This window comes from Proteus sp. G2674, from assembly GCF_009915195.1.
GTDB classification, from domain to species: domain Bacteria; phylum Pseudomonadota; class Gammaproteobacteria; order Enterobacterales; family Enterobacteriaceae; genus Proteus; species Proteus mirabilis.
This window is the reverse complement of sequence record NZ_JAABLS010000017.1, coordinates 67,772-88,725: the sequence shown is the minus strand read 5'-3', so window position 1 is coordinate 88,725 and position 20,954 is coordinate 67,772. Positions and strand designations below refer to the sequence as shown.

General features: G+C 37.7%; 16 protein-coding genes and 1 pseudogene. 7 read left to right on the top strand and 10 right to left on the bottom strand.

All coding sequences use genetic code 11. The features are described from left to right. Positions 1–72: 72 nt before the first annotated feature. The 8 genes and pseudogenes from GWI58_RS07825 to GWI58_RS07790 all read right to left on the bottom strand — a co-directional run bounded on the left by GWI58_RS07825 (position 73) and on the right by GWI58_RS07790 (position 10,203). The gene (locus GWI58_RS07825) at positions 73–1,383 is read right to left on the bottom strand and encodes an inosine/guanosine kinase (RefSeq protein ID WP_094959891.1); all 1,311 of its coding nucleotides are present in this window, start codon (positions 1,381–1,383) and stop codon (positions 73–75) included. Positions 1,384–1,485: 102 nt separating this feature from the next. Continuing rightward, entirely contained in the window at positions 1,486–2,604 is a 1,119-nt protein-coding gene (gene wzz(fepE) / locus GWI58_RS07820; RefSeq protein WP_004248652.1) for an LPS O-antigen length regulator Wzz(fepE), read from the bottom strand. A gap of 163 nt (positions 2,605–2,767) precedes the next feature. Next, a complete protein-coding gene (hemH, locus tag GWI58_RS07815) occupies positions 2,768–3,736 on the bottom strand; it encodes a ferrochelatase (protein WP_004244277.1) in 969 nt (322 codons plus the stop codon). Between the two features lie 159 nt (positions 3,737–3,895). Next, complete coding sequence (adk, locus tag GWI58_RS07810) at positions 3,896–4,540, bottom strand: adenylate kinase (protein WP_036895518.1); 645 nt, start codon at positions 4,538–4,540, stop codon at positions 3,896–3,898. A 182-nt stretch (positions 4,541–4,722) separates the two neighbouring features. Then, complete coding sequence (gene htpG / locus GWI58_RS07805) at positions 4,723–6,606, bottom strand: molecular chaperone HtpG (protein ID WP_004244279.1); 1,884 nt, start codon at positions 6,604–6,606, stop codon at positions 4,723–4,725. A gap of 203 nt (positions 6,607–6,809) precedes the next feature. Beyond that, positions 6,810–7,992, bottom strand: a pseudogene (gene purT / locus GWI58_RS07800) (formate-dependent phosphoribosylglycinamide formyltransferase). Positions 7,993–8,103: 111 nt separating this feature from the next. Continuing rightward, the gene (rarD, locus tag GWI58_RS07795) at positions 8,104–9,015 is read right to left on the bottom strand and encodes an EamA family transporter RarD (RefSeq protein WP_049219564.1); all 912 of its coding nucleotides are present in this window, start codon (positions 9,013–9,015) and stop codon (positions 8,104–8,106) included. Positions 9,016–9,255: 240 nt separating this feature from the next. Beyond that, complete coding sequence (locus GWI58_RS07790; RefSeq protein ID WP_004244286.1) at positions 9,256–10,203, bottom strand: aminoimidazole riboside kinase; 948 nt, start codon at positions 10,201–10,203, stop codon at positions 9,256–9,258. A 229-nt stretch (positions 10,204–10,432) separates the two neighbouring features. Here GWI58_RS07790 and GWI58_RS07785 point away from each other — a divergent pair, with 229 nt between their 5' ends. Further along, the gene (locus GWI58_RS07785; protein WP_161769059.1) at positions 10,433–11,899 is read left to right on the top strand and encodes a glycoside hydrolase family 32 protein; all 1,467 of its coding nucleotides are present in this window, start codon (positions 10,433–10,435) and stop codon (positions 11,897–11,899) included. A gap of 44 nt (positions 11,900–11,943) precedes the next feature. Here the strand turns inward: GWI58_RS07785 and GWI58_RS07780 are convergent, their stop codons facing one another. Further along, positions 11,944–12,939: a LacI family DNA-binding transcriptional regulator gene (locus tag GWI58_RS07780; protein ID WP_046334471.1), complete on the bottom strand. Its 996-nt coding sequence runs from the start codon at positions 12,937–12,939 to the stop codon at positions 11,944–11,946. Positions 12,940–13,412: 473 nt separating this feature from the next. Between GWI58_RS07780 and GWI58_RS07775 the strand changes: the two genes are divergently transcribed. From GWI58_RS07775 to allS, 6 genes are all read left to right on the top strand, one after another. Continuing rightward, positions 13,413–14,048, top strand: coding sequence for a response regulator transcription factor (locus GWI58_RS07775; protein WP_094959895.1), 636 nt, complete (start codon positions 13,413–13,415; stop codon positions 14,046–14,048). A gap of 951 nt (positions 14,049–14,999) precedes the next feature. Then, positions 15,000–15,668 (top strand): CDP-alcohol phosphatidyltransferase family protein, encoded by a 669-nt coding sequence (locus GWI58_RS07770; RefSeq protein ID WP_004244291.1) that lies wholly within the window; start codon positions 15,000–15,002, stop codon positions 15,666–15,668. Continuing rightward, entirely contained in the window at positions 15,665–16,345 is a 681-nt protein-coding gene (locus GWI58_RS07765; protein ID WP_161769058.1) for a lysophospholipid acyltransferase family protein, read from the top strand. The genes GWI58_RS07770 and GWI58_RS07765 overlap by 4 nt, the downstream gene beginning before the upstream one ends. Further along, positions 16,338–17,273 (top strand): phosphatidate cytidylyltransferase, encoded by a 936-nt coding sequence (locus GWI58_RS07760; RefSeq protein WP_004244293.1) that lies wholly within the window; start codon positions 16,338–16,340, stop codon positions 17,271–17,273. Before GWI58_RS07765 ends, GWI58_RS07760 begins: the two co-directional genes overlap by 8 nt. Positions 17,274–17,545: 272 nt before the next feature. Continuing rightward, positions 17,546–18,367: a CPBP family intramembrane glutamic endopeptidase gene (locus GWI58_RS07755; RefSeq protein WP_161769057.1), complete on the top strand. Its 822-nt coding sequence runs from the start codon at positions 17,546–17,548 to the stop codon at positions 18,365–18,367. A gap of 357 nt (positions 18,368–18,724) precedes the next feature. Continuing rightward, positions 18,725–19,639 carry an HTH-type transcriptional activator AllS gene (gene allS / locus GWI58_RS07750; RefSeq protein WP_004244295.1) on the top strand — a complete coding sequence of 305 codons (915 nt, stop codon included), beginning with the start codon at positions 18,725–18,727 and terminating at the stop codon, positions 19,637–19,639. A 49-nt stretch (positions 19,640–19,688) separates the two neighbouring features. Here the strand turns inward: allS and GWI58_RS07745 are convergent, their stop codons facing one another. After that, complete coding sequence (locus tag GWI58_RS07745) at positions 19,689–20,933, bottom strand: MFS transporter (protein ID WP_004250283.1); 1,245 nt, start codon at positions 20,931–20,933, stop codon at positions 19,689–19,691. Positions 20,934–20,954: the final 21 nt, after the last annotated feature.

Sequence of the window (20,954 nt, the reverse complement as noted above, 5' to 3'; positions counted from 1 at the left end):
AAAAGCAACACCTTTATCGCGTGTTGCTTTTTATTTTCTCTCTTTCACAAAAAAAGAGCGCGACGACTTAACTTAACGTTCCCAGTAAGCTTCTTCTAAGCTATCTTCTTTCTCCGGCAAACCGCGAGTCAAACGTGGTGAGTGTTGGCTTAATACTTGATAGCTTACACGGTTAGCATATTTACACACTTGCGCCAATGAAGAGTAAGTCAAATAACTACGTGGGTGTTTACTCGAATTAGGTACATTAATGCGATGATAACTATTTGCCGTAATATCATGTAATAGTGCAGATAATGCCGCATCGCCAGCACCATTGGTATTCATGATTTTTTCCGGCCCTCCCATATAAGGCTCTATATGCGAATAGACTTTTTCCGGCGTTTGGCAATCTTTAAAACGCATAGCACGACTAAACTCGTAACGATTAAATTCAGCAATTGCACCAGGAAGTAACGGATGAGTGGTTTGGCGTTTAAAATCACTCTCTGTAAAGCCTGCCATATACAATCCTGCAGGGCCTGCGGTACATAAGACTAAATCAACCCACTCTAAAGCCGCATCTGATGCTAACAATGGATCAGCATGACCTGTTAGCTCTAAGGCTTCATCTTCATTCATTGCCACTACAGAGACATGCTCTTTTAAGAAATCTCTCCACCACTGAGGATCGTCGGCAATCACGTATTTAGTACCCAACGTTAAGACAACCGGTACATCATGCTTTTTGGCATATTCTATCGCTTTCATAGTTGCCAACGGCATTGGCTCTCCCGGTTTGCAACGGACGAGATAAGCAGTTAAAACTAATGCCGATGCATCTGCAATCACATCCTCAGGAATACTTTCGGGCTGAAGCTGATTCATTTGGCCAGGACTGATAGCAAAAGTACGTTCACCATTTTCAGTAATGAGGGTAAAGCAACGCCCTATTGCACCATCAACACCTTGTAAATAGTTTAAATCAGTACGGCTTGAGGTATTACATAAGTAGCGATAAGCATAACTACCAATCTGAATATTGTTGCACATAGTCCCCAATAAAACAGAACGATCATCCGCTAATACGGAGTAGTTATGTAGTGTGTTACCAATAGTGCCACCCGCAAATTCATGGGTAATAAGATTATTAACCGTTAATTCGCGATAAAGGGCTTCCGCTACATCATCTTCAATAACCAGAGAGTGTCCCTGACTCAAGTTATAGCGATTGATAAACGCTTCATCTACCTTAGCTTCAATATCAACTAATGTTTGGTCGATGCCAACAATATAAGCCCGAGAAGATTCGCTCTCAGCCATATTGATGATAGGTTTTAATAATGGATCTCGTAAACTAACGGGAAAATAGTGTTTGGATTTTCTTTTGCCAGGGAATTTCATTGTGAACGATGCTACAAGCTAAAAAAGATGCGCAATGTTAACACAATATTAGTGGAGAGACAGTAGGTGTACGTCTGTACACCTACTTTTATTTGTGGATATTTACGCTGTTTTACGGCGATTTCTTGCCATATAGCCCAGTAAAACACCCATTACAGAAAGGATAAAACCAACAAATGCGGCACCGACTAAGATTAATGCACGTTTAGGCGCATCTTTCTTAGTTGGTTCATAAGGTTTTAGCATATATTTGAAAGGTACAAATTGCAGATCACCCAATTTTATTTGTTCTAACTGCTGGATATTATATAAGCGGTTTTTTAATTCAGAACTGACCGTTGTGGGATCAGTAATCGCTTCTGTTATCGCTAATTTGCTACTAAGTGCATCAGCCCCCATGGCAATGGAGTAATCAGGATCATCTTTAATTTGCGCACCTTCACTAGAAATAGGTTTTTTAACTCCCGCAGCATTGGCAATTTCTAGTGCATATTTTAAGCGCTGAACATTAACATTACGCGCATTAGCAATACGTTCTAAATCCATTTGATACGCTTTTTGCGCATGATTTAATTTACGCTCAATTTGATCATCAATTTCGTCTTTCACTTCTACCCGTACTTTAGTAGAAATAAAGCGAATATAACCTGATAGTAAATCGTAAGCTTCTTCAGAGGTTGGCGCAGTAAAGCTTAAGTTAATTTCGCCACTAAATTCTTCATCACTATTTTTACTGTCTGACGCTTTTAAATTAATATCTTTAGTAACAATAGTTTCGATTAATTTACGTTTATCCAATGGCGTAGGATCGTCCATCTTAGCCAATAAGTTTTTATAGTAATCCGTATTGACTAAATATTCTTCACGTAATACACGTGAATTGTAGTTATTGATAAATTTTTGGTAAACAGAAGAAGCATTTACGCCAGTATCAACATCAACCAAGCTTAAATCATTTAAGGTAGCTCTTAACTGCTTCATCTCATCTAACATTGGTTTTGTAATAGCAGCTTGGCTTGTCCATTTCTGGGGCAGAAAGCTCGCAACAGTAAAACCTACGATAGCAAATAAAAGTGTGATCCCAATAATGACAAATTTTGATTTATAAAGAACAGAGAATAACTCAAACAGATCGATTTCATCGTTCTGTTTTAGATAAAAATCGTCGAAATGCCCTTTATCAACTTCTGAAGATTGTGGTTTTGAAAGCTTACTATTCATTTTCCTGCCTAAATTTGTGTAATGCAGCGTCCGTTTATCAGCCATTTTAGTGCACAAGACTAAAATGGTTAAAAAATGAGAAAAGATAAGTTTATATATAACTGAAATATGATCAAATGAATATATCACCTAATCCGATAATCGTATTTAGTGAGCTTATCTATTATTTTTCACATATGTCGCGGATTATAGCTTCAAGTAAGTCAATATGCTCAACTTTATCATTCAAAGCAGGAATGTATTCATACTGTTTTCCACCACCATGTATAAAGAACTCACGATTTTGTTCATTAATTTCTTCTAATGTTTCTAAACAGTCTGATGAAAATCCGGGACAAATAACCTGTACATGTTCAACCCCTTCACTACCCAGTTTTTCCATCGTTTTATCAGTATAAGGTGATAACCAAGGCTCACGGCCAAAACGTGACTGGAAAGTCATCATCACTTTTTCTGCTGGATAATCAAGTTGCTGTTTTAATTTTTCTACTGTAAGGCAACATTCATCAAAATAGATATCCCCAGTTTTAATAAATCGTTCTGGAATGCCATGAAATGAAAGTACTAAACGATCCGGCTTACCATGTTGCTTGAAACTCTCGTCAATGCTATTTACCAGCGCTTTAATATAAAGTGGATGTTGAGCATAACTACGAACAAAATGCAGTGAAGGAATAGTTCGCATCGTTTTAAACAGTTGGCTAATACCATCAAATACCGCCCCCGATGTCGAACAAGAGTATTGTGGATAAAGAGGTAATACAATTAGCTTTTCAACGCCCTGTGCCAATAATCGCGTCAGTCCTTCGTTGAGGGAAGGATTGCCGTAACACATACCTAATTCAACAGGTATATGCGCAAAACGTTGTGCTAACGCTTTTTGCTGTGCACGGCTATAGACTAAAAGAGGAGAGCCGTCTGGCAACCAAATTTGTTGGTATAATTTGGCTACTTTAGGTGAGCGAAATGGCAAAATAACCCCATGAAGAATGGGTTTCCAAATCCACGGGGAAACATCAACAACGCGAGGATCGCTAAGAAACTGAGCTAAATAGCGCTTCACTGCATCTGGTTGAGGTGCATCAGGGGTGCCAAGATTGACCAAAAGAACGCCGTATTTAGCATCATTCATACCAAGACTCCTTAGAGCTGTTTTATTAACATAACCAAAAGTAAAAGAGTAAAGGAAAATAGTGAACTCTGTTTGTCAATTAATCGGATTGTATTCTTTTTATAAATATTTTGTAAAAAAAATCCCGGTCTAACCGGGATTGCTCTTCGGTGCTATAGATTAACCGAGGATGTTTTTCAGTTCAGCATTAATTTCGCTTACTTTCTGTGTACCATCAATTTTGTGGTACTGCGCGTTACCCGCTTTAGCTTCATTTTGGTAATAAGAAACTAAAGGTGCTGTTTGAGAATGATATTCGACTAAACGTTTACGCACTGTTTCTTCTTGGTCATCTTTACGAGTTGTTAACTCTTCACCTGTCACATCGTCACGGTTTTCAACTTTAGGTGGATTAAATTTAATGTGATAAACACGACCTGATGGCGCATGCACTCGACGGCCAACAATACGTTCAACAATAATTTCATCAGGTACAGCAAATTCCAGTACGAAATCAACATTGATACCCGCTTCTTTCATTGCATCAGCTTGTGGAATTGTTCTTGGGAACCCATCCAACAAGAAACCATTACGGCAATCGTCTTGTTTGATACGCTCTTTCACTAATGCTATTACTAATTCATCAGTCACTAATTGACCGTTATCCATCAATGCTTTTGCTTTCAGTCCTAATTCCGTACCTGCGCTAACCGCAGCACGTAACATATCACCAGTTGAAATCTGTGGGATACCATAGTTTTCTTTAATGAATTGAGCCTGAGTGCCTTTACCAGCGCCTGGAGCGCCTAGTAGAATGATACGCATCGCGTAAATCCCCTTGCATTTAATTTTTTATAGTTAAACTCGAAAACGCATTACCATACCATTTTGTGAGGTCATCGCTCAAGAAATCACGTTATCGATTGCACTTTATTTTTATCGCAAAAGAAAAAAACCACGCTCTCTTGCGCAAAGAACGTGGTTTAAATGATTGAAAACGAATATGGTTACGCGTTTTTAGCTAATAGTTGATTCACTAAACGAATAAACTGGTTTGGATCTTCTAAAGTTCCTCTTTCAGCAAATAGCGCTTGATCGAGTAATAAATTGATCCAATCCGCGAACTGTGTTTCATCAGTCAACTCAGCCGTTTGTTTGACTAATGGATGGTTAGGGTTTAACTCAAAGTTGTATTTAACTTCGGGTACTTGTTGACCTGCAGCCGCAAAAAGTTTTGCCATTTGCGTACTCATTTCATCCGCACCAGTAGTAACAATAGCAGGCGTGTCTGTTAAACGATGAGTTAATTTCACCTCTTTAACTTTATCACCTAGTAAGGTTTTTACACGCTCAACAAAAGGCGCCAGTTGTTTATCTGTCTCCTCCTGCTGCGCTTGTTTCTCTTCATCAGCCAGTTTATCTAAAGATTCATCTGCTTTGCTTACAGATTGGAATGATTTACCATCGAACTCAGTGAGATAGTTCATCATCCACTCATCAATACGATCGGATAGCAGTAGAACTTCAATACCTTTTTTACGGAATAATTCTAGATGAGGGCTATTTTTGGCCGCAGCATAGCTATCAGCAGTGATATAATAGATTTTATCCTGACCTTCAACCATACGACTCACGTAATCTGCCAATGAAACAGTTTGTGCATCGCTGTCATTATGAGTAGAAGCAAAGCGCAGTAATTTAGCAATGGCTTCAATATTAGCGTGATCTTCTGCAGGACCTTCTTTTAACACTAAACCGAACTCTTTCCAGAAAGTTTGATACTCTTCAGGATTATTGTCAGCCAGTTTCTGTAACATTTGTAATGCACGTTTAGTTAATGCGCTACGTAAATTACGTGTCACAGAGCTATCTTGTAAGATCTCACGAGAAACGTTCAACGGTAAATCGTTAGAATCGACTAATCCGCGGATAAAACGCAAATAGTTAGGCATAAACTGTTCAGCTTCGTCCATAATAAAGACGCGCTGTACATACAGTTTTAAACCATGTTGATGTTCACGGTTCCATAAATCCCAAGGTGCTTTAGAAGGAACATACAGCAGGCTGGTGTACTCTTGTTTACCTTCAACCCGGTTATGTGCCCAGCACAGCGGATCAGCAAAATCATGAGAAAGATGCTTATAAAATTCTTTATATTCATCATCACTGATTTCTGACTTATTACGCGTCCATAACGCTTGAGCTTTATTTATTTTTTCCCATGTAACAGTGCCGTCTTCTTCATTTTTAGTTTCTATTTCGACAGGTAGGGAAATATGATCAGAGTATTTGCTGATAATACTACGCAGACGCCAATCATCTAAATATTCGTCTTCACCTTCACGTAGATGCAGGGTAATTTCGGTACCACGATCCGCTTTTTCAATATCAGCAACCGTATAATCACCTTCACCTTGTGACTCCCAGAAAACACCTTTATCAGCAGGTTGCCCCGCGGCACGGGTACGTACCGTCACTTTGTCTGCCACAATAAATGCGGAATAAAAACCGACACCAAACTGACCAATTAATTGGCTATCTTTCGCTTGGTCTTGTCCAATAGACTCTAAAAATGCTTTAGTCCCTGATTTCGCAATAGTCCCTAAATTATCAATCACTTCATCGCGGGTCATACCTATGCCGTTATCACTGATAGTCAGTGTTCTTTTTTCTTTATCAGTGGCAATGCGGACATGAAGTTCACCCTCATTTTCATAAAGAGCTGCATCGGATAATGCACGAAAACGTAACTTATCCGCCGCATCCGATGCATTAGAAATCAATTCGCGAAGGAAAATTTCTTTATTAGAGTAAAGAGAATGGATCATTAATTGTAGAAGTTGCTTAACTTCAGACTGAAATCCTCTCGTTTCCTGATCTTTCATACTCATTTTTACCTCAATTTATCCTAATTTGGCGAAAAAAATCGATATGACTTAAAAGGTGGGGATAGTTAAGCAAGTTTCAAGGGAGTAGAGCTTAATAACATTAATAAAAATACTCAAACGCTATATAAAGAGGAAAATTCAATCACATAACCTCTAGAAATAACCGCCAAGGCAAGCATGATATAAAGCCATTGGCGGTATTTAGATCACCGCGATAAATGGTTATCACCATCATCGGCTAAAATCGCTTGTGCGCCTAAATTCGCCTCTTCAATAGCATGTTTTATGGAATCGGCATGAGCAAGCACCACGCCTAAACGACGATGTCCTGCGATTTCAGGTTTAGCAAATAAACGAATTTGTCGATTTGCCTTAAGCGCTTTTTCTAACCCCGTATAGACAATATTAGTACTAGACAACTCAGGTAAAATCACCGCGGAAGCACAAGCACCTAATTGGCGAATACCACCGATGGGATAGCCTAAAAAAGCACGCACATGGAGCGCAAATTCTGATAAATCTTGTGAAATTAAGGTAACAAGCCCTGTATCATGAGGACGCGGTGATACTTCATTAAAAAACACCTCATCACCTTGGATAAATAGTTCCACACCAAATAACCCATAACCGCCCAAATTCTCCACTACTTTACTAGCGATATGTTGTGCTTTGGCAAGGGCAATATCACTCATTTTTTGTGGTTGCCATGACGCACGATAATCGCCTTTTTCTTGCCGATGACCAATAGGCTCGCAAAAATGAATACCATCAACAGCACGAATCGTGAGTAATGTTATCTCAAAATCAAACGGGATCATCTTTTCAACAATCACTCGCCCTTGCCCTGCTCTTCCCCCTTCTTGAGAATAAGTCCATGCACTAGTGAGATCTTGCTCTGAACGAATAACACTTTGTCCTTTTCCAGATGAGCTCATCACCGGTTTTACAATGCAAGGAAAACCAATCTCAACCGCCGCTTTTCTAAAAGCCGCTTCATCATCAACAAATTGATAAGGAGAAGTCAGTAAGTGTAATGTTTCTGCAGCGAGACGGCGTATTCCTTCCCTATCCATAGTGAGTTTTACTGCACGGGCACAAGGTACAACTTTTTGATCATTATTTTCTAATTCGACTAATAATGAAGTAGCAATAGCTTCAATTTCAGGCACCAAAAAATCGGGTTTTTCTTGAGTTATAATCTGTTTTAATGCCTCGCTATCAAGCATATTGACGACATAATGGCGATGAGCAACATGCATTGCGATCAACCGCAATAGTCTCAATGCCAAGACGTTGGCATTCAATGATCACCTCTTTACCTAATTCGCCTGCACCTAATAACATCACTTTTGTGGCATTAGTGGTCAGAGCCGTTCCCAAAATGGTCATTTTCGATCCTTATCTCAGTCAGATAATACGCATTACGCAAACGTTTGTATTTAGTGGTAGCATAACGGAATTTAACAAAGAGAAAAATAGCCATAGTAAAATTTAAATACTTTATATTTTTTGGCTATGCTGACCTTTATGAATTTTTAAGGCATTAAGGCGCTTTCTAATCAGCGCAAAAATACAACACAATAGCCCTAACCAAATCAATGAAAAACTTACTCCTTTCACAGCATCAAATGCTTCATGGAATAGGAATACGGCCAGTAAAAACTGCATTGTCGGTTCAATATACTGTGCTAAACCAATAACGGTTAAGGTAGTTCTTTTGATTGCTGCGGTAAAAAACAGTAAAGGGAGAATAGTCACTGGCGCGGTTAAAATATAATAGAAACGAGTTAAATTGTCTGCAGAAGAAAACGTACTTTCATCTCGCATAATCAGCCAAATCATCGCCCCTATAGCGACCGGAATTAGCCACAAAGTTTCAATAAATAATGAAGTTATGACATCAAAACGAATAAATTTACGAATGAGTCCATAAATCGCAAATGCTCCTCCCATCACGAGTGCCAGTATGGGTAATTGACCATACATCCATAATTGATATCCCACTCCTGCACAAATTAATATTACCGCCCATTTTTCAGCAGGATTTAATTTCTCTTTAAGAAAGATAACGCCCAATACAATAGAAAAAAGTGGATTAATAAAATACCCCAGACTGGCGGCTAAGACTTGTTGATGCGTAAGTGCATAAGTAAAGGTGCACCAAGAGACTGCCATTGCTAATGAACTAAATAAACACATAAAAATAGAGCGTCTATCTTGGAGAACAGCACGCCAGCGAGTTCTATTTTTAATAAATAATCGAACCAGTAATAACAGGGGAATAGACCAAATAAGACGTTGTGCAAGTAACTCTAATGGTTGAGCACCGGGTAATAGCCGATAAAAAAGAGGGGTTATTCCCCATAAAATATAAGAGCAAATGGCTAATAAGACACCTGACTGAGCCCACATATGACTTTCCACCAATAGCGTTAAAGAGACCTTACTATCATACGCCGAAAACGAATCAAACAATATGATCATATCCGCTACTTATCAGCATCAAAGTAAGCGATTATCAAAATAAACCACTGAGTTAAACATAAAAAAAATCTCTATAAATAAAGTTGTATAAACCTTATTTATAGAGATCACAAAAAGACCAGAGCAAAGGGGAAAATAGGACTTACAAGCAAATAAACAAATAATTCATTAAAAAATATCTCGTACATGTAACGGCGGTTGTTTACTGACAAATTCACGCAATACTTTTCGGCTCGGTGCTGCAGCAATAGCGCCCTTTTTAGTGGTTGCTAATGCGCCACAGGCCGCGGCTTGCGTAATAATTTTTAATAAATATTGTTCATCATCAGCAAAACCATATTCTGCAACTGCGGCTAATAATCCAGACATAAAGGCATCACCTGCCCCTGTGGTATCAACACAATTGACGGTAAAGGCACTCAAGGCAACTTGTGTTGTAGGCGTCAACACTAAACATCCTTTAGAGCCTTGGGTGATCACTTTTAAACGAGCAGGATAATCAGCTAATTTTTTTAATGCATTTTCTAAGGTAATTTCCTGAGTCATCCAAGTCAGCTCATCTTCAGATAATTTCAAAATATCTGCTTTATGAGCATATTCATCGATGATCGCACGCATTTCTTCATGATCACGCCACATTTGGGGGCGTAAATTAATATCGAAACTCAATAAAGAGTCGCTATTTTTTACTTTACTAATAGCACTATCTAGCGTCGAGCGACAAATTGGGTTAACTAAAGCAAGTGAACAAAAATGTAAAATGTCTTTTTCAAATACAGGCAGTGATTTATTGGTAAGAAATTGATCAGCAGAGTCCGCAACTAAAAAAGTAAAATCTCGTTCGCCATTTTCTTGCAACGAAACTAAGACTGTACTGGTACGATGTAACTCATCAAATTCCATTGTGCTGGTGTCTACACCGAGATCAAATAAGGTTTTTTGCATAAAGTGACCGAATGCATCTTCACCGACCCGACCAATAAAGCCACTTTGCTGTCCTAATTTTGCAACACCTGCAGCGACATTCACTGGTGCTCCACCAGCACATGCTTCATATTGCATATTTTGCAGTGGAATTAGGTCAACAACCGCATCACCTAAAGACCAGACTTTCATAATCTCTCCTGAAGATAAGCCACTATTTTTATTCACTATATTGTATTTTTATCAGTATTAATAACTAAAAAAATAAAGATATTGCTCGAAAAAACATCCTGATAACGTTAACATAATGGTGTACAATAATAAAGATAAATTCAAACAACACGCTTTTTCACCCTAAATGTTATCGCTAATAAGGGTGACATATAGCTTACAGAATAACTGATAAAATCAGGATAATGAGATGAAGCAACGTTTAGAACAATCGACAACTGCCCTAAATGCCTTACAAAAAAAACGTGGAGAGCAATTTTATCCTCAATTCCATTTAGCCGCTCCTGCGGGATGGCTTAATGATCCTAATGGCCTTGTTTATCATAACGGCTTATATCATGCATTTTATCAACATCATCCTTTTTCTGAACTTTGGGGGCCGATGCATTGGGGACATGCTACCAGCAAAGATATGATCCACTGGCAACATCAGCCAATCGCCCTTGCTCCGGGTAATGAGTATGATAAAAGTGGTTGTTTTTCCGGATCTGCGGTAAGTCATGAAGGTAAATTATACCTCTTTTATACCGGCCATAACTGGTTAGCAGAAGAAGGCGATGACAGCCAAATTTACCAAGCACAATGTGTGGCAGTCAGTGAAGATGGGATCCATTTTGAAAAGAAAGGCATTATTTTACCACCACCACAAGGATATATGCACTTTCGTGATCCGAAGGTTTGGTTTCAAGAAGGAAAATGGTGGATGGTAGTCGGTGCCCGCGATGAAAAAGACCAAGGCCAAGTGTTACTTTTCTCCAATGACACCCTATTTGAAGAAGGGAAACAATGGCGTTCGGAGTACAAGGTATTAGGCAAAACCGATGATAAAAACGTCTACATGTGGGAATGCCCTGACTTTTTTCCTATCAGTGATGATAACGAATTTGCTCTTGTTTTTTCACCACAAGGAAAACGCGCTGAAGGTTATCAATACCGTAATCTGTTTCAAACCGGTGCACTGATCGGTCAGTGGTCACCAAAACAACCTTTTATCATACATGGTCATTTTACTGAGCTTGATAATGGTCATGACTATTATGCTCCACAATCTTTTGTTACTGCTGATGGTCGCCGTGTTTCTATGGGATGGATGGATATGTGGAACTCCCCTATGCCTTCACAACAGGAGTTTTGGGCTGGTTGTTTCACGCTTCCTCGTGAAATTAACTTTGATAAAAGGGCAAACCGTTTACGTATGACCCCGATAAAAGAAGTTGAAAGTCTAAGGCAAACAAGAAATACGATAGAGATGACCACTCTCAATAACCAAGCGCTTAAATTACTCGATAAGACACCGGCTATTGAGTTAAATTTAACCTGGTCATTAGATAGTCAAGCGGAAAAATTTGGATTATGGCTAGGAAAAGGTTTAGAGATATTTGTTGATAATCAATCAAATCGCTTTGTGATCCGCCGCCATTATCCACAATATAATATCAGTGGCTCACGTAGTACACCGTTACCAGTAGGGAGCGAAATTAACTTACGTATATTTATTGATCGCTCATCAATAGAGGTTTTTATCAATCACGGAGAGCTGACCTTTAGTAGCCGTTATTATGCAGATGAAAATGATCGCGATTTATCGCTATTTGCCACAGATGGCAGTGCCACATTAATCGCTGGCGAATATTGGACACTATCAACGATAAGTTAAGCGTTGTGATGTTTCTATACTCTCTAACGGAAAAGAGAGTCTCGTTACAGAGACTCTCGTTCAATTAACTGACAGGGGACTTGTACTGTTTCATTATGATTACGCTCTTGAATAATATGTAATGTTGCTTCTTTGCCTAAGTCATAATGTGGCAACTGTACTGTGGTGAGTGGCGGATAGAATAACTCCCCCGTTCCTATCATATTGTCATAGCCTAATACAGCCACTTGCTCAGGGATACGTAATCCCATTGACAGTAAAACTTGATAAGCTAAAAATGCGATACGATCATTACCACAGATTAAAATATCAAAATCTGCTTTTTGCTGACGACAGTGTTGTTGTAACAATCCAATCACATCACGGTAATGTTCATCGCCAAATAACATCGTGTATTGACGCAATGATGACAAAGGTAAGCCGGCATCTTGCCAAGCATCTTCGACCGCTTTACGGCGAATAGGACCTGCAACGGTATCTTCGGGTAGATAAAAACATAACGGATGCCGATAACCTTTTTCAATCACGTGTTTTATCGCAAAATATTGTCCGTGATAATCATCAGGAATATAGGTTGGAAAAGTTTGATCTTTAGCTAGGCAGTTGGCAAGTACCACATTTTTATCACGTAACTTTTCATGTACCGTGATTTCTCGCAATCCCATTGTGGTATAGATGATACCATCTGGACGTTGAGCTAACAGTTGCCAAATGGCTTGATCATACCCCTCTTGTTCAGTGAGGTTTACAACAAATGAGCTCCAGCCAAACTGACGAGCGGTACGCTCGATGGATAAAATCATTTCCACGGAAAAAGGGGTCGTTGCGGTATCAATACCAAGCACACCGATCGATGAGACCTTAGTCCCTTGACCTCGAATTTTTCGCGCTGAAAAATCGGGCACATAATTCAGTTCTTCGATTGCACGTTGGACTTGTTTCAACGTATCTGGTTTTAATAACTCAGGGTTATTAATCGCTCTTGAGACTGTCATCAAAGAAACAGATGCAAGTCGAGCAACATCTTTCAGTGACGCCATAATATTGGCTCGATTGGGTTGTTAAGTAAGGCAATTATAAATAATGCCCTATTTTACAATAAGTAAAGAGAGAAATCCACATTCTCAAGACCATACAAATATAAGTATGACAAATTATTTTAGTTAATAAACTAATCAAAAAACAATTATCAATATTAATTATACTCACACTAGATGTTTAATATAGTTAAAAACACTTACGATAAAAAACTTAGTTACAATTAATAACAGTTATATGAACTTCGTTTATAGAAGAAAAATATCTTTAACGATAAAATAGAAATATTGAAACAAAACAAAGTTCTGATATTTTATCTATAATATAATGAAAAAAATTAATGCCTTTTTATTTAATATATCCTTATTATGGCTCCGTTACGTGAATACTACTCTACACAGAAAATTTATAAATTAGTCAAATTTCGTTACTCATTTACTCTTGATTAAGAGAGGAATAAAACTGGGAGCAACATATGGAATCGATAATCCATCTGATCACTTTCGAAGATGACAGCACTAAAGTTCAACTTAAAGCAGTGCTTTCTTCTTTAGCGGCAAATGTGAAAACCTATTCAAATGAACAGGCGTTTTTAAAGTACTATTTTTCATCAACTAAAGGGACTCATAAAGAGTGCATCATAATTAACACTAAAAGTAGTGCATCGCCATCAATTGCGTTGGTAAAAGAGTTAAACAAATTAAAGAATATCATTCCTGTTATAATTATTTCGGGAGATGCATCGATAGAAAGTTGCCGTAACGCATTTAAAGCAGGGGCTTTCGAATATTTAACTCGCCCTTTAAACGTCAATGAGCTTCTTAATATTGTGTCAGAATCTTTTTTACACTATGAAAGTGAGGTTGAGCAATTCAGAACCTATATTTCTTTAAAAGATAAGTTTAGTAAACTATCAAATAGAGAAAAAGAGGTAATGGAGATGATCCTTGAAGGTAACACCAGTAAAGAGGCAGCCGAAAAGCTCTCTTTATCACCAAGAACAGTGGAAGTTCATCGTTCGAACATGTATACAAAACTAAAAATAAGATCACTACCACAACTAGTGCAAGAATATGATTTCTTTAAAAAATATGACTTAAGAACCAATTAGATTTAGCCCGTATATCTTCTTTATCATTAGATGATATCCAGCGCTTGTATAACAGCTTAATCGACTTTCGTTTCATTATTATTTATTAATGAGAGTAAACTGTATTGTAAAAATATTCTATTTTTGATGAATAAGTATTGAATATGGAAATAATAAATATACTAAGCTCCATTCTGCAACAGAAGGGAAGGCTATCCTATTTTGACGCCTCCCTTTCATAAGTCATACAAACACTCCAATCTCTAACCTGAACAATTAGTATATTTTATTTTTATAATCGCTATTATTAATAACGCACTCCCTATTCATTGTTAATAATGGCGAAACGATAAAATAAATACTATTTAATTTGACATAAATCATTTTTCACCTCTTACAGACATAACTACTATTGACAATCAATTTCTGATTTATTTTCTTATTTTTTAACTAAAAATATTGCTGATTAAAAAAGAACAAAAAAGGAATCGCTGTCTCTTTTTTTATGTCTAGATAAAGTACAGTAATTGTCTAGTGACTTTAAATTAATCTATATTTACCTTATAGAAAAAATAATTAAAATAACAAAAAAATCATAAACAACCTCATAAAATAGCTGATGGATATCATAACTCTGGTTCTTTTTAGTCTATTATTTAGAAATTAATTCTCTTTATTGTTGAGCTATTTTAATATATAACAAATTTTTTCTACTCACCTACATCATAATAAGAATATCATTTTAGGAAAAAATGATTACGTAAAAACAACTAAACGAAAATAAGTATTAACACCTAAAGAATAAGTATTTTTTGTCGATTGAATATTTATCCTAGCTTAATCAATTAGCCTACTTTTTTATTCACTTATAAAATTTATTAGATAATCTTATAATTTGATCTTCATTTTCTTTTTACTTAAACGTATTATGCTAATACCTTGTGTACTCACTAATATTTTTTTGTAAAAAAAATGAATAATGAAGAAAAAAATCGTCGTCCTATAAAAGCAAGACAAACCAACTGGGCAACTCGCTGTAGTCGCTGGCTGCAAAGCAAAGGCGCTACCCCCAATGGGATCTCTTTATTTAGTATCCTATTCGCTGCTATCTCCGGTTTGTTTCTCTACTTTGCTCTCGCTCACTCCCAAGGCCTACTTCAATCAATCCTTCTTATTTTAGGTGCATTAGCTATCCAGGGTAGACTTATCTGTAACCTACTCGATGGTATGGTCGCAGTTGAAGGTGGATTAAAAAGTCCTGCTGGTGCCGTTTATAACGAACTACCAGACCGAATAGCTGATACATTGATTATTATTGGTGTAGGTTATGGTTTATCCATCACTTTTCCTATCGCTATTACCTTAGGCTGGGTAGCTGCTTTCTTTGCGGTAATGACAGCTTATATCCGTGTATTAGGTGGTAGTTGTGGGTTAGAACAGCGTTTTACGGGGCCAATGGCCAAGCAACATAGAATGGCATTATTAACCGGTATTGCCATTATCTCTGCATTTATTCCCGCTGAATGGGGAGCATGGCTCTGTTTAGTCTCCCTGTGGATCATTATCTTCGGCTCTGTACTTACTACCATTTTGAGAACTCGCCAAATTTTACGCGATTTAACACAAGGAGTTGATGAATGAAAAATGGCAAACTCTCTTTCGATGCAAAAATCATATCATCAGTCTTAGTCTCTATCTGCCGTTTTTTAACCGGGATCAGAGCCAAACAAATATCTCCGATTGAGAAAGATAAACCTTGTATTTATTACGCAAATCACTCCAGTCATCTAGATGGTTTAGTTATTTGGTCTTCACTTGCCCCCCATATTCGCCCATTTGTGCACCCTGTTGCTGCAGAAGATTATTGGAATAAAAACCGTTTACGTCGTTATCTTTCTCGTTGTATCTTTCGTGCAGTTTTGATCCCTCGCCACGCGAATAAAACAAATGTTACTGAAGGAAATGGTGAAACAACAACTGCACCTCAGAAAGTAAATGCTCTTACACTGATGCAGGCTGTTTTAGATAAAGGTGAATCGCTAATTATTTTTCCTGAAGGAACAAGAGGTAACGGTGAGTCTATTCAGGATTTTAAAGCCGGTCTTTGGCATTTGTCCCGTAACAATCCACAGGTTCAATTAGTCCCTATCTATCTTGAAAACTTAAACCGCGTACTTCCTAAAGGCTCTCGGCTTGTCGTTCCTATCATTTGTAGTGCCACATTTGGCCCGCCTATTGAGCCGACACATGAAAATGAAGATAAGACTGAATTTCTATTAAGAGCCAAAAGTGCGTTAGAGGAGTTACATCATGGATAGTATCAACAATGAAATTCTCTGGATCTTTATCGGGCTATTCTCCTTTTTAATTATTGCCAGTATTATTGGTGCGATCCTTGCGGCACTCAAAGGTCCTACCTCAACCATTACCAATCTTAATTCTCGAATTAAAGCTTGGTGGATCATGTGTATCATTTCTGCCGTCGCTATTAGTATTGGAACAATAGGCTCAGTTATCCTCTTCGCCTTAATTTCATGGCTTGCATTACGTGAATTGGTTACATTAACCCCGACTCATCGAGGTGATCACGAAGCACTTTTTTGGTGTTTCTTTGTCGTGCTGCCTATCCAATATATTCTCGTCGGTGTGCAATGGTATAATTTGCTAGCCATCTTTATTCCGGTTTATGCCTTCTTATTAATTCCAACACGTATGGCGCTTTCCGGAGATACTCATCACTTTCTCGAACGCATGGCAAAAGTGCAATGGAGTGTCATGATAGCTATCTATTGCCTTAGCTATGCTCCAGCATTATTAATGTTACCGATAGAAGGCTTTGAAGGACGTAATATTAACTTATTACTGTTTTTGATGATCGTGGTACAGACTTCTGATGTTTTACAATATGTGTTTGGTAAACTATTTGGCAAACATCCTATCGTACCGAAATTAAGTCCTAATAAAACCATCGAAGGTTTCTTTGGCGGCATTATTTCAGCAAGCCTTATAGGGATGATGTTATGGTGGGCAACGCCTTTCACATGGTGGGCTGCTTTTTTACTCTCTTTAGTCATCACACTCGCAGGCTTTGCTGGCGGTTTATGTATGTCAGCCATAAAAAGAGATAGTGGCGTAAAAGATTTCGGTACTATGATTGAAGGCCACGGCGGTATGATGGATAGAATGGATTCTCTGTGCTTTGCCGCCCCTATTTTCTTCCACGTTATTCGCTATTTCTACGTGTAATTTCCTTTTGAATAAATGCTGGTGATCTGCAAAATTATTACCAGCATTTCTATAAATAAATCATCAAGTTATTATCGTCAATGTAATTAATCGCTTGTTTTAACTCAATTAAAAATACCTATATTTAAGCTTTATTTTTATAAATCAACATATTAAATAAGAATAATCCCATACTCGAAATCCGACCACTTCTTTTTTTAACTTATAGTCATAGATCACATTATTACTATCTTTTAATCTAGCGTTTCCTTTTTATTTTTTTGTAGATAATTATGATCACTTGGTTACTTCTTGCTTTATCTTTATTGTTATTAGGGTTCCATCGCAAACTTGCACTTACTACTTTAGCTATAACCACCATTAGCGCATTTATAACAGGTGTTATCACTTGGTATGTACTTCCGGTTATATTGAGCTTAATTTTACTCTCTTATGCATATCGCCATTACAAAACAAATCGTCTTATTGCCACTATTGTTATTCTTGCATTTATCGCCATTATTGTTGGGTTAACTTTTCATTTTATTCCTGGTTTTAATAACTTACGCTACATTAAACATGTTCCATTAGGGCAATATAGCCCCCCTTTCTCTTTTTATTTCAATGCCGATAAAGCAGTAATCCCTTTTATTTTAATGATTTTTATTCCTACATTATTTAAAACAGAACCAGTAAAAAAAGCCAATAAATATCAATGGTTTTTACTGGCTATGGCGATCCCCGCACTGTTATTATTCGCAATGGCATTGGGTGGACTCGCTATTGAATTACATTTGCCACAATGGCTACCCGCCTTTATGTTAGCAAATATTTTCTTTGTCTCTCTTGCTGAAGAAGCACTATTTAGAGGAGCCATACAGCAAAGTCTATCTCGCTATTTGTCTCCCTATCTTGCGCTATTTATTACCGCTATTTTATTTGGTTTAGTCCATTTTGCCGGGGGGATATTACTCATTATCTTCGCCTCATTGGCAGGTATTATTTATGGCTTAGCGTGGATGTGGAGCGGTAGACTTTGGGTTGCTACACTCTTTCATTTTGCATTGAATCTCACTCACCTGCTCTTTTTCACTTATCCTTTTAAAATCGCGTAAGTGCTATATTATTCTGCTGTATTTTAAGTTTTAGTATTCCAGCCTCTTTACTCGTTTAATACTGATACGAGTAAAGAGGATAGGTGAAACGTGAAAGCAGTCACACTATTAACTTATCGATCATCTTAATTTTCCCATCATTAGCTGAAATTTTTTGTTAGTATGCCCTTTATCGCTTATCTATAAATAACAAAAATTTTATACAACATAAAATAACAAATAAGCCAAAATAACAGCGATTAACAGCATAAAAAATACCCACTATTGCATTGTGATAGGTATCCATCACACAAAAATAGATTATTTTTACCATACACATTATGTGACTTTTACCTCTTTCACATCAGGAAAAAGAATATGTTAGACCAAGAGATGATCCGTACTTTTATTCAAGTAGCAGATTGCCAAAGCTTTACTAAAGCGGCGGAGATGTTACACAAAACATCTGCGGCCATCAGTTATCGGATCAAAACCCTAGAAGAGAATATTGGTACACAGTTGTTTAATCGTACGACAAGAACCGTCACATTAACGCCGGCAGGTGAATATTTATTAGAGAAATGTCGCCAGTGGATTGTTTGGCTTGAATCAATGCCTATCGAGCTACAGCAGATGAATGCGGGAGTTGAGCACCAAGTTAATATTGTTATTAATAACTTACTCTATGATCGTACCGCCGTGGCCAGTATGTTAGCCTGCCTGCACCAGCGTTTTCCTTCTACCCAATTTCATATTACTCGACAAGTTTATATGGGAGTATGGGACGCGTTAATTAATGAAGATTACCATTTTGCCATTGGTGTCACAGGTAATGAATCACTGAAAAATAATATTAATATTTGTGCTATGGGGGAAATTCAATGGCAATTTGTCGTAGCACCAAATCATCCATTAGCCAATGTTAGTGGGGTATTAAGTGATGATCAAATGCGGATATACTCTGCCGTCAATGTTGAAGATACTTCACGCCATCTTTCCAAACGCACCGCTTGGCGTCTATCTGGACAACATGAAATTAAAGTGCCTGATTTACATACTAAACTAGCATGTCATTTAAAAGGAGTCGGGATCGGTTTTTTACCATTAAGTCTATGTAAACCACTGATTGATAGTGGACAACTTATTGCAAAGGAAGTGAAAAATCGTCGCCATAATTCTCCTCTATCACTAGCTTGGTGCGAAGATAAAAAAGGTGCCGTTGTCAGCTATCTGGTTGATTTGTTCCGACAAGGGCATCCCAGTGTGCAATCTTTTTACGATCCCCTTAACTAAAAAAGGCAAACCGAAGTTTGCCCTTGTTGATAACATTAAACTTAATGCGTTAGTTGGTCGCTGTGGCGTCAGGATTTTCTTTAATAAATAAGCTTGCCACAATACCTATGCAAATCAGGATAGCAGCAAAATAGAAGCCGGAATCCATACTTCCTGTTTTATCTGATAAAAAACCCGTTAATGTAGGGGCAAATACTGAACCTAGCATACCAATACAGTTATACACACCAAAAGATGTCCCTAATGCATGGCGTGGTGAATTATCTGCCACTACCGCCACTAATACTGGATTAGTACTAATTTTCCCTACGATCCCGTATAAGATCAGTGCACCAATCAGTACCGGCATAGAATCTGACATAGGTACAGCAAGAATAGCCACTAAAGATAACGGTAACATAATTAATAGCACAGGCTTACGACGGCCTAATTTATCAGAGAACCAGCTAAATAAGAGTGAGCCAGGAATAGCAAACCAAGGCATGAGTGATGCAATGGTAGAAATCTGTGTTCCTGTAATACCACGCTCGGTTTCAAGATAATAGGGTAACCAAGTGACTAAAACAAAGAACCCATAGATTGAACAGAAGATAGTAATATAAGCAAGGTTAATATTACGGTTACCAAATAAATCTTTAAATGTCAGTTTTGTTTTCTGTTTTGGTGCATCAGGAGCCGTATCCGTAGCTTTCGTTTTAGGTTTATCTTTTATTATCCATAACATCATCAAACCAATGATAATAATAGGCACCCCAATAATATAGAATGGTGCACGCCAGCTCATCCCCATCTCACCGACAGAAATACTAGAGATGTAGTAACCGATGGATAAACCAAACGCCATACCACTATTGATAATGGCACTACCTAGCGTAATACGATGTTTTGGAATAGCTTCTGAAGATAAACCATATTGTGGACCATAATAGAATCCTTGGAATACCCCGACCATCACCCATGCAAACATAAAGGTGACATAAGTTGGCATCATCCCTGCGATAATGGTAAATCCACCAAAGAGCACAACCCCCGTGACTAAGACTTTTTTCTTACCTAAATAGTCACCAATTATGCCTGATGGAATGTTCAGTGCTGTATAACCAATAAAGAAAATACTCATAATTGAGCCAAGTTGCGCTTTGGTAAGATCAAACTCAGCACCAATATTCACCATTAAAGGACCGACAATGGCACGGCTACCATACAGTGCAATCCAACCAAAAAAGAAAATAATCGTCAGCTTGACCCAATAAGGGACTTTGCCTTTACTCTCATTCACTTGTGCATCGTTCATAATGACGCTCCTGACAGAATG

Bases quoted from the DNA above. Each gene is read 5' to 3' on its own strand.
- GWI58_RS07825 (WP_094959891.1), bottom strand. From the start codon at position 1,383: ATGAAATTCCCTGGCAAAAGAAAATCCAAACACTATTTTCCCGTTAGT.
- hemH (WP_004244277.1), bottom strand. From the start codon at position 3,736: ATGAATGATGCTAAATACGGCGTTCTTTTGGTCAATCTTGGCACCCCT.
- adk (WP_036895518.1), bottom strand. From the start codon at position 4,540: ATGCGTATCATTCTACTAGGCGCTCCAGGCGCTGGTAAAGGCACTCAG.
- htpG (WP_004244279.1), bottom strand. From the start codon at position 6,606: ATGAGTATGAAAGATCAGGAAACGAGAGGATTTCAGTCTGAAGTTAAG.
- rarD (WP_049219564.1), bottom strand. From the start codon at position 9,015: ATGTGGGCTCAGTCAGGTGTCTTATTAGCCATTTGCTCTTATATTTTA.
- GWI58_RS07790 (WP_004244286.1), bottom strand. From the start codon at position 10,203: ATGAAAGTCTGGTCTTTAGGTGATGCGGTTGTTGACCTAATTCCACTG.
- GWI58_RS07785 (WP_161769059.1), top strand. From the start codon at position 10,433: ATGAAGCAACGTTTAGAACAATCGACAACTGCCCTAAATGCCTTACAA.
- GWI58_RS07780 (WP_046334471.1), bottom strand. From the start codon at position 12,939: ATGGCGTCACTGAAAGATGTTGCTCGACTTGCATCTGTTTCTTTGATG.
- GWI58_RS07775 (WP_094959895.1), top strand. From the start codon at position 13,413: ATGGAATCGATAATCCATCTGATCACTTTCGAAGATGACAGCACTAAA.
- GWI58_RS07770 (WP_004244291.1), top strand. From the start codon at position 15,000: ATGAATAATGAAGAAAAAAATCGTCGTCCTATAAAAGCAAGACAAACC.
- GWI58_RS07765 (WP_161769058.1), top strand. From the start codon at position 15,665: ATGAAAAATGGCAAACTCTCTTTCGATGCAAAAATCATATCATCAGTC.
- GWI58_RS07760 (WP_004244293.1), top strand. From the start codon at position 16,338: ATGGATAGTATCAACAATGAAATTCTCTGGATCTTTATCGGGCTATTC.
- GWI58_RS07755 (WP_161769057.1), top strand. From the start codon at position 17,546: ATGATCACTTGGTTACTTCTTGCTTTATCTTTATTGTTATTAGGGTTC.
- allS (WP_004244295.1), top strand. From the start codon at position 18,725: ATGTTAGACCAAGAGATGATCCGTACTTTTATTCAAGTAGCAGATTGC.
- GWI58_RS07745 (WP_004250283.1), bottom strand. From the start codon at position 20,933: ATGAACGATGCACAAGTGAATGAGAGTAAAGGCAAAGTCCCTTATTGG.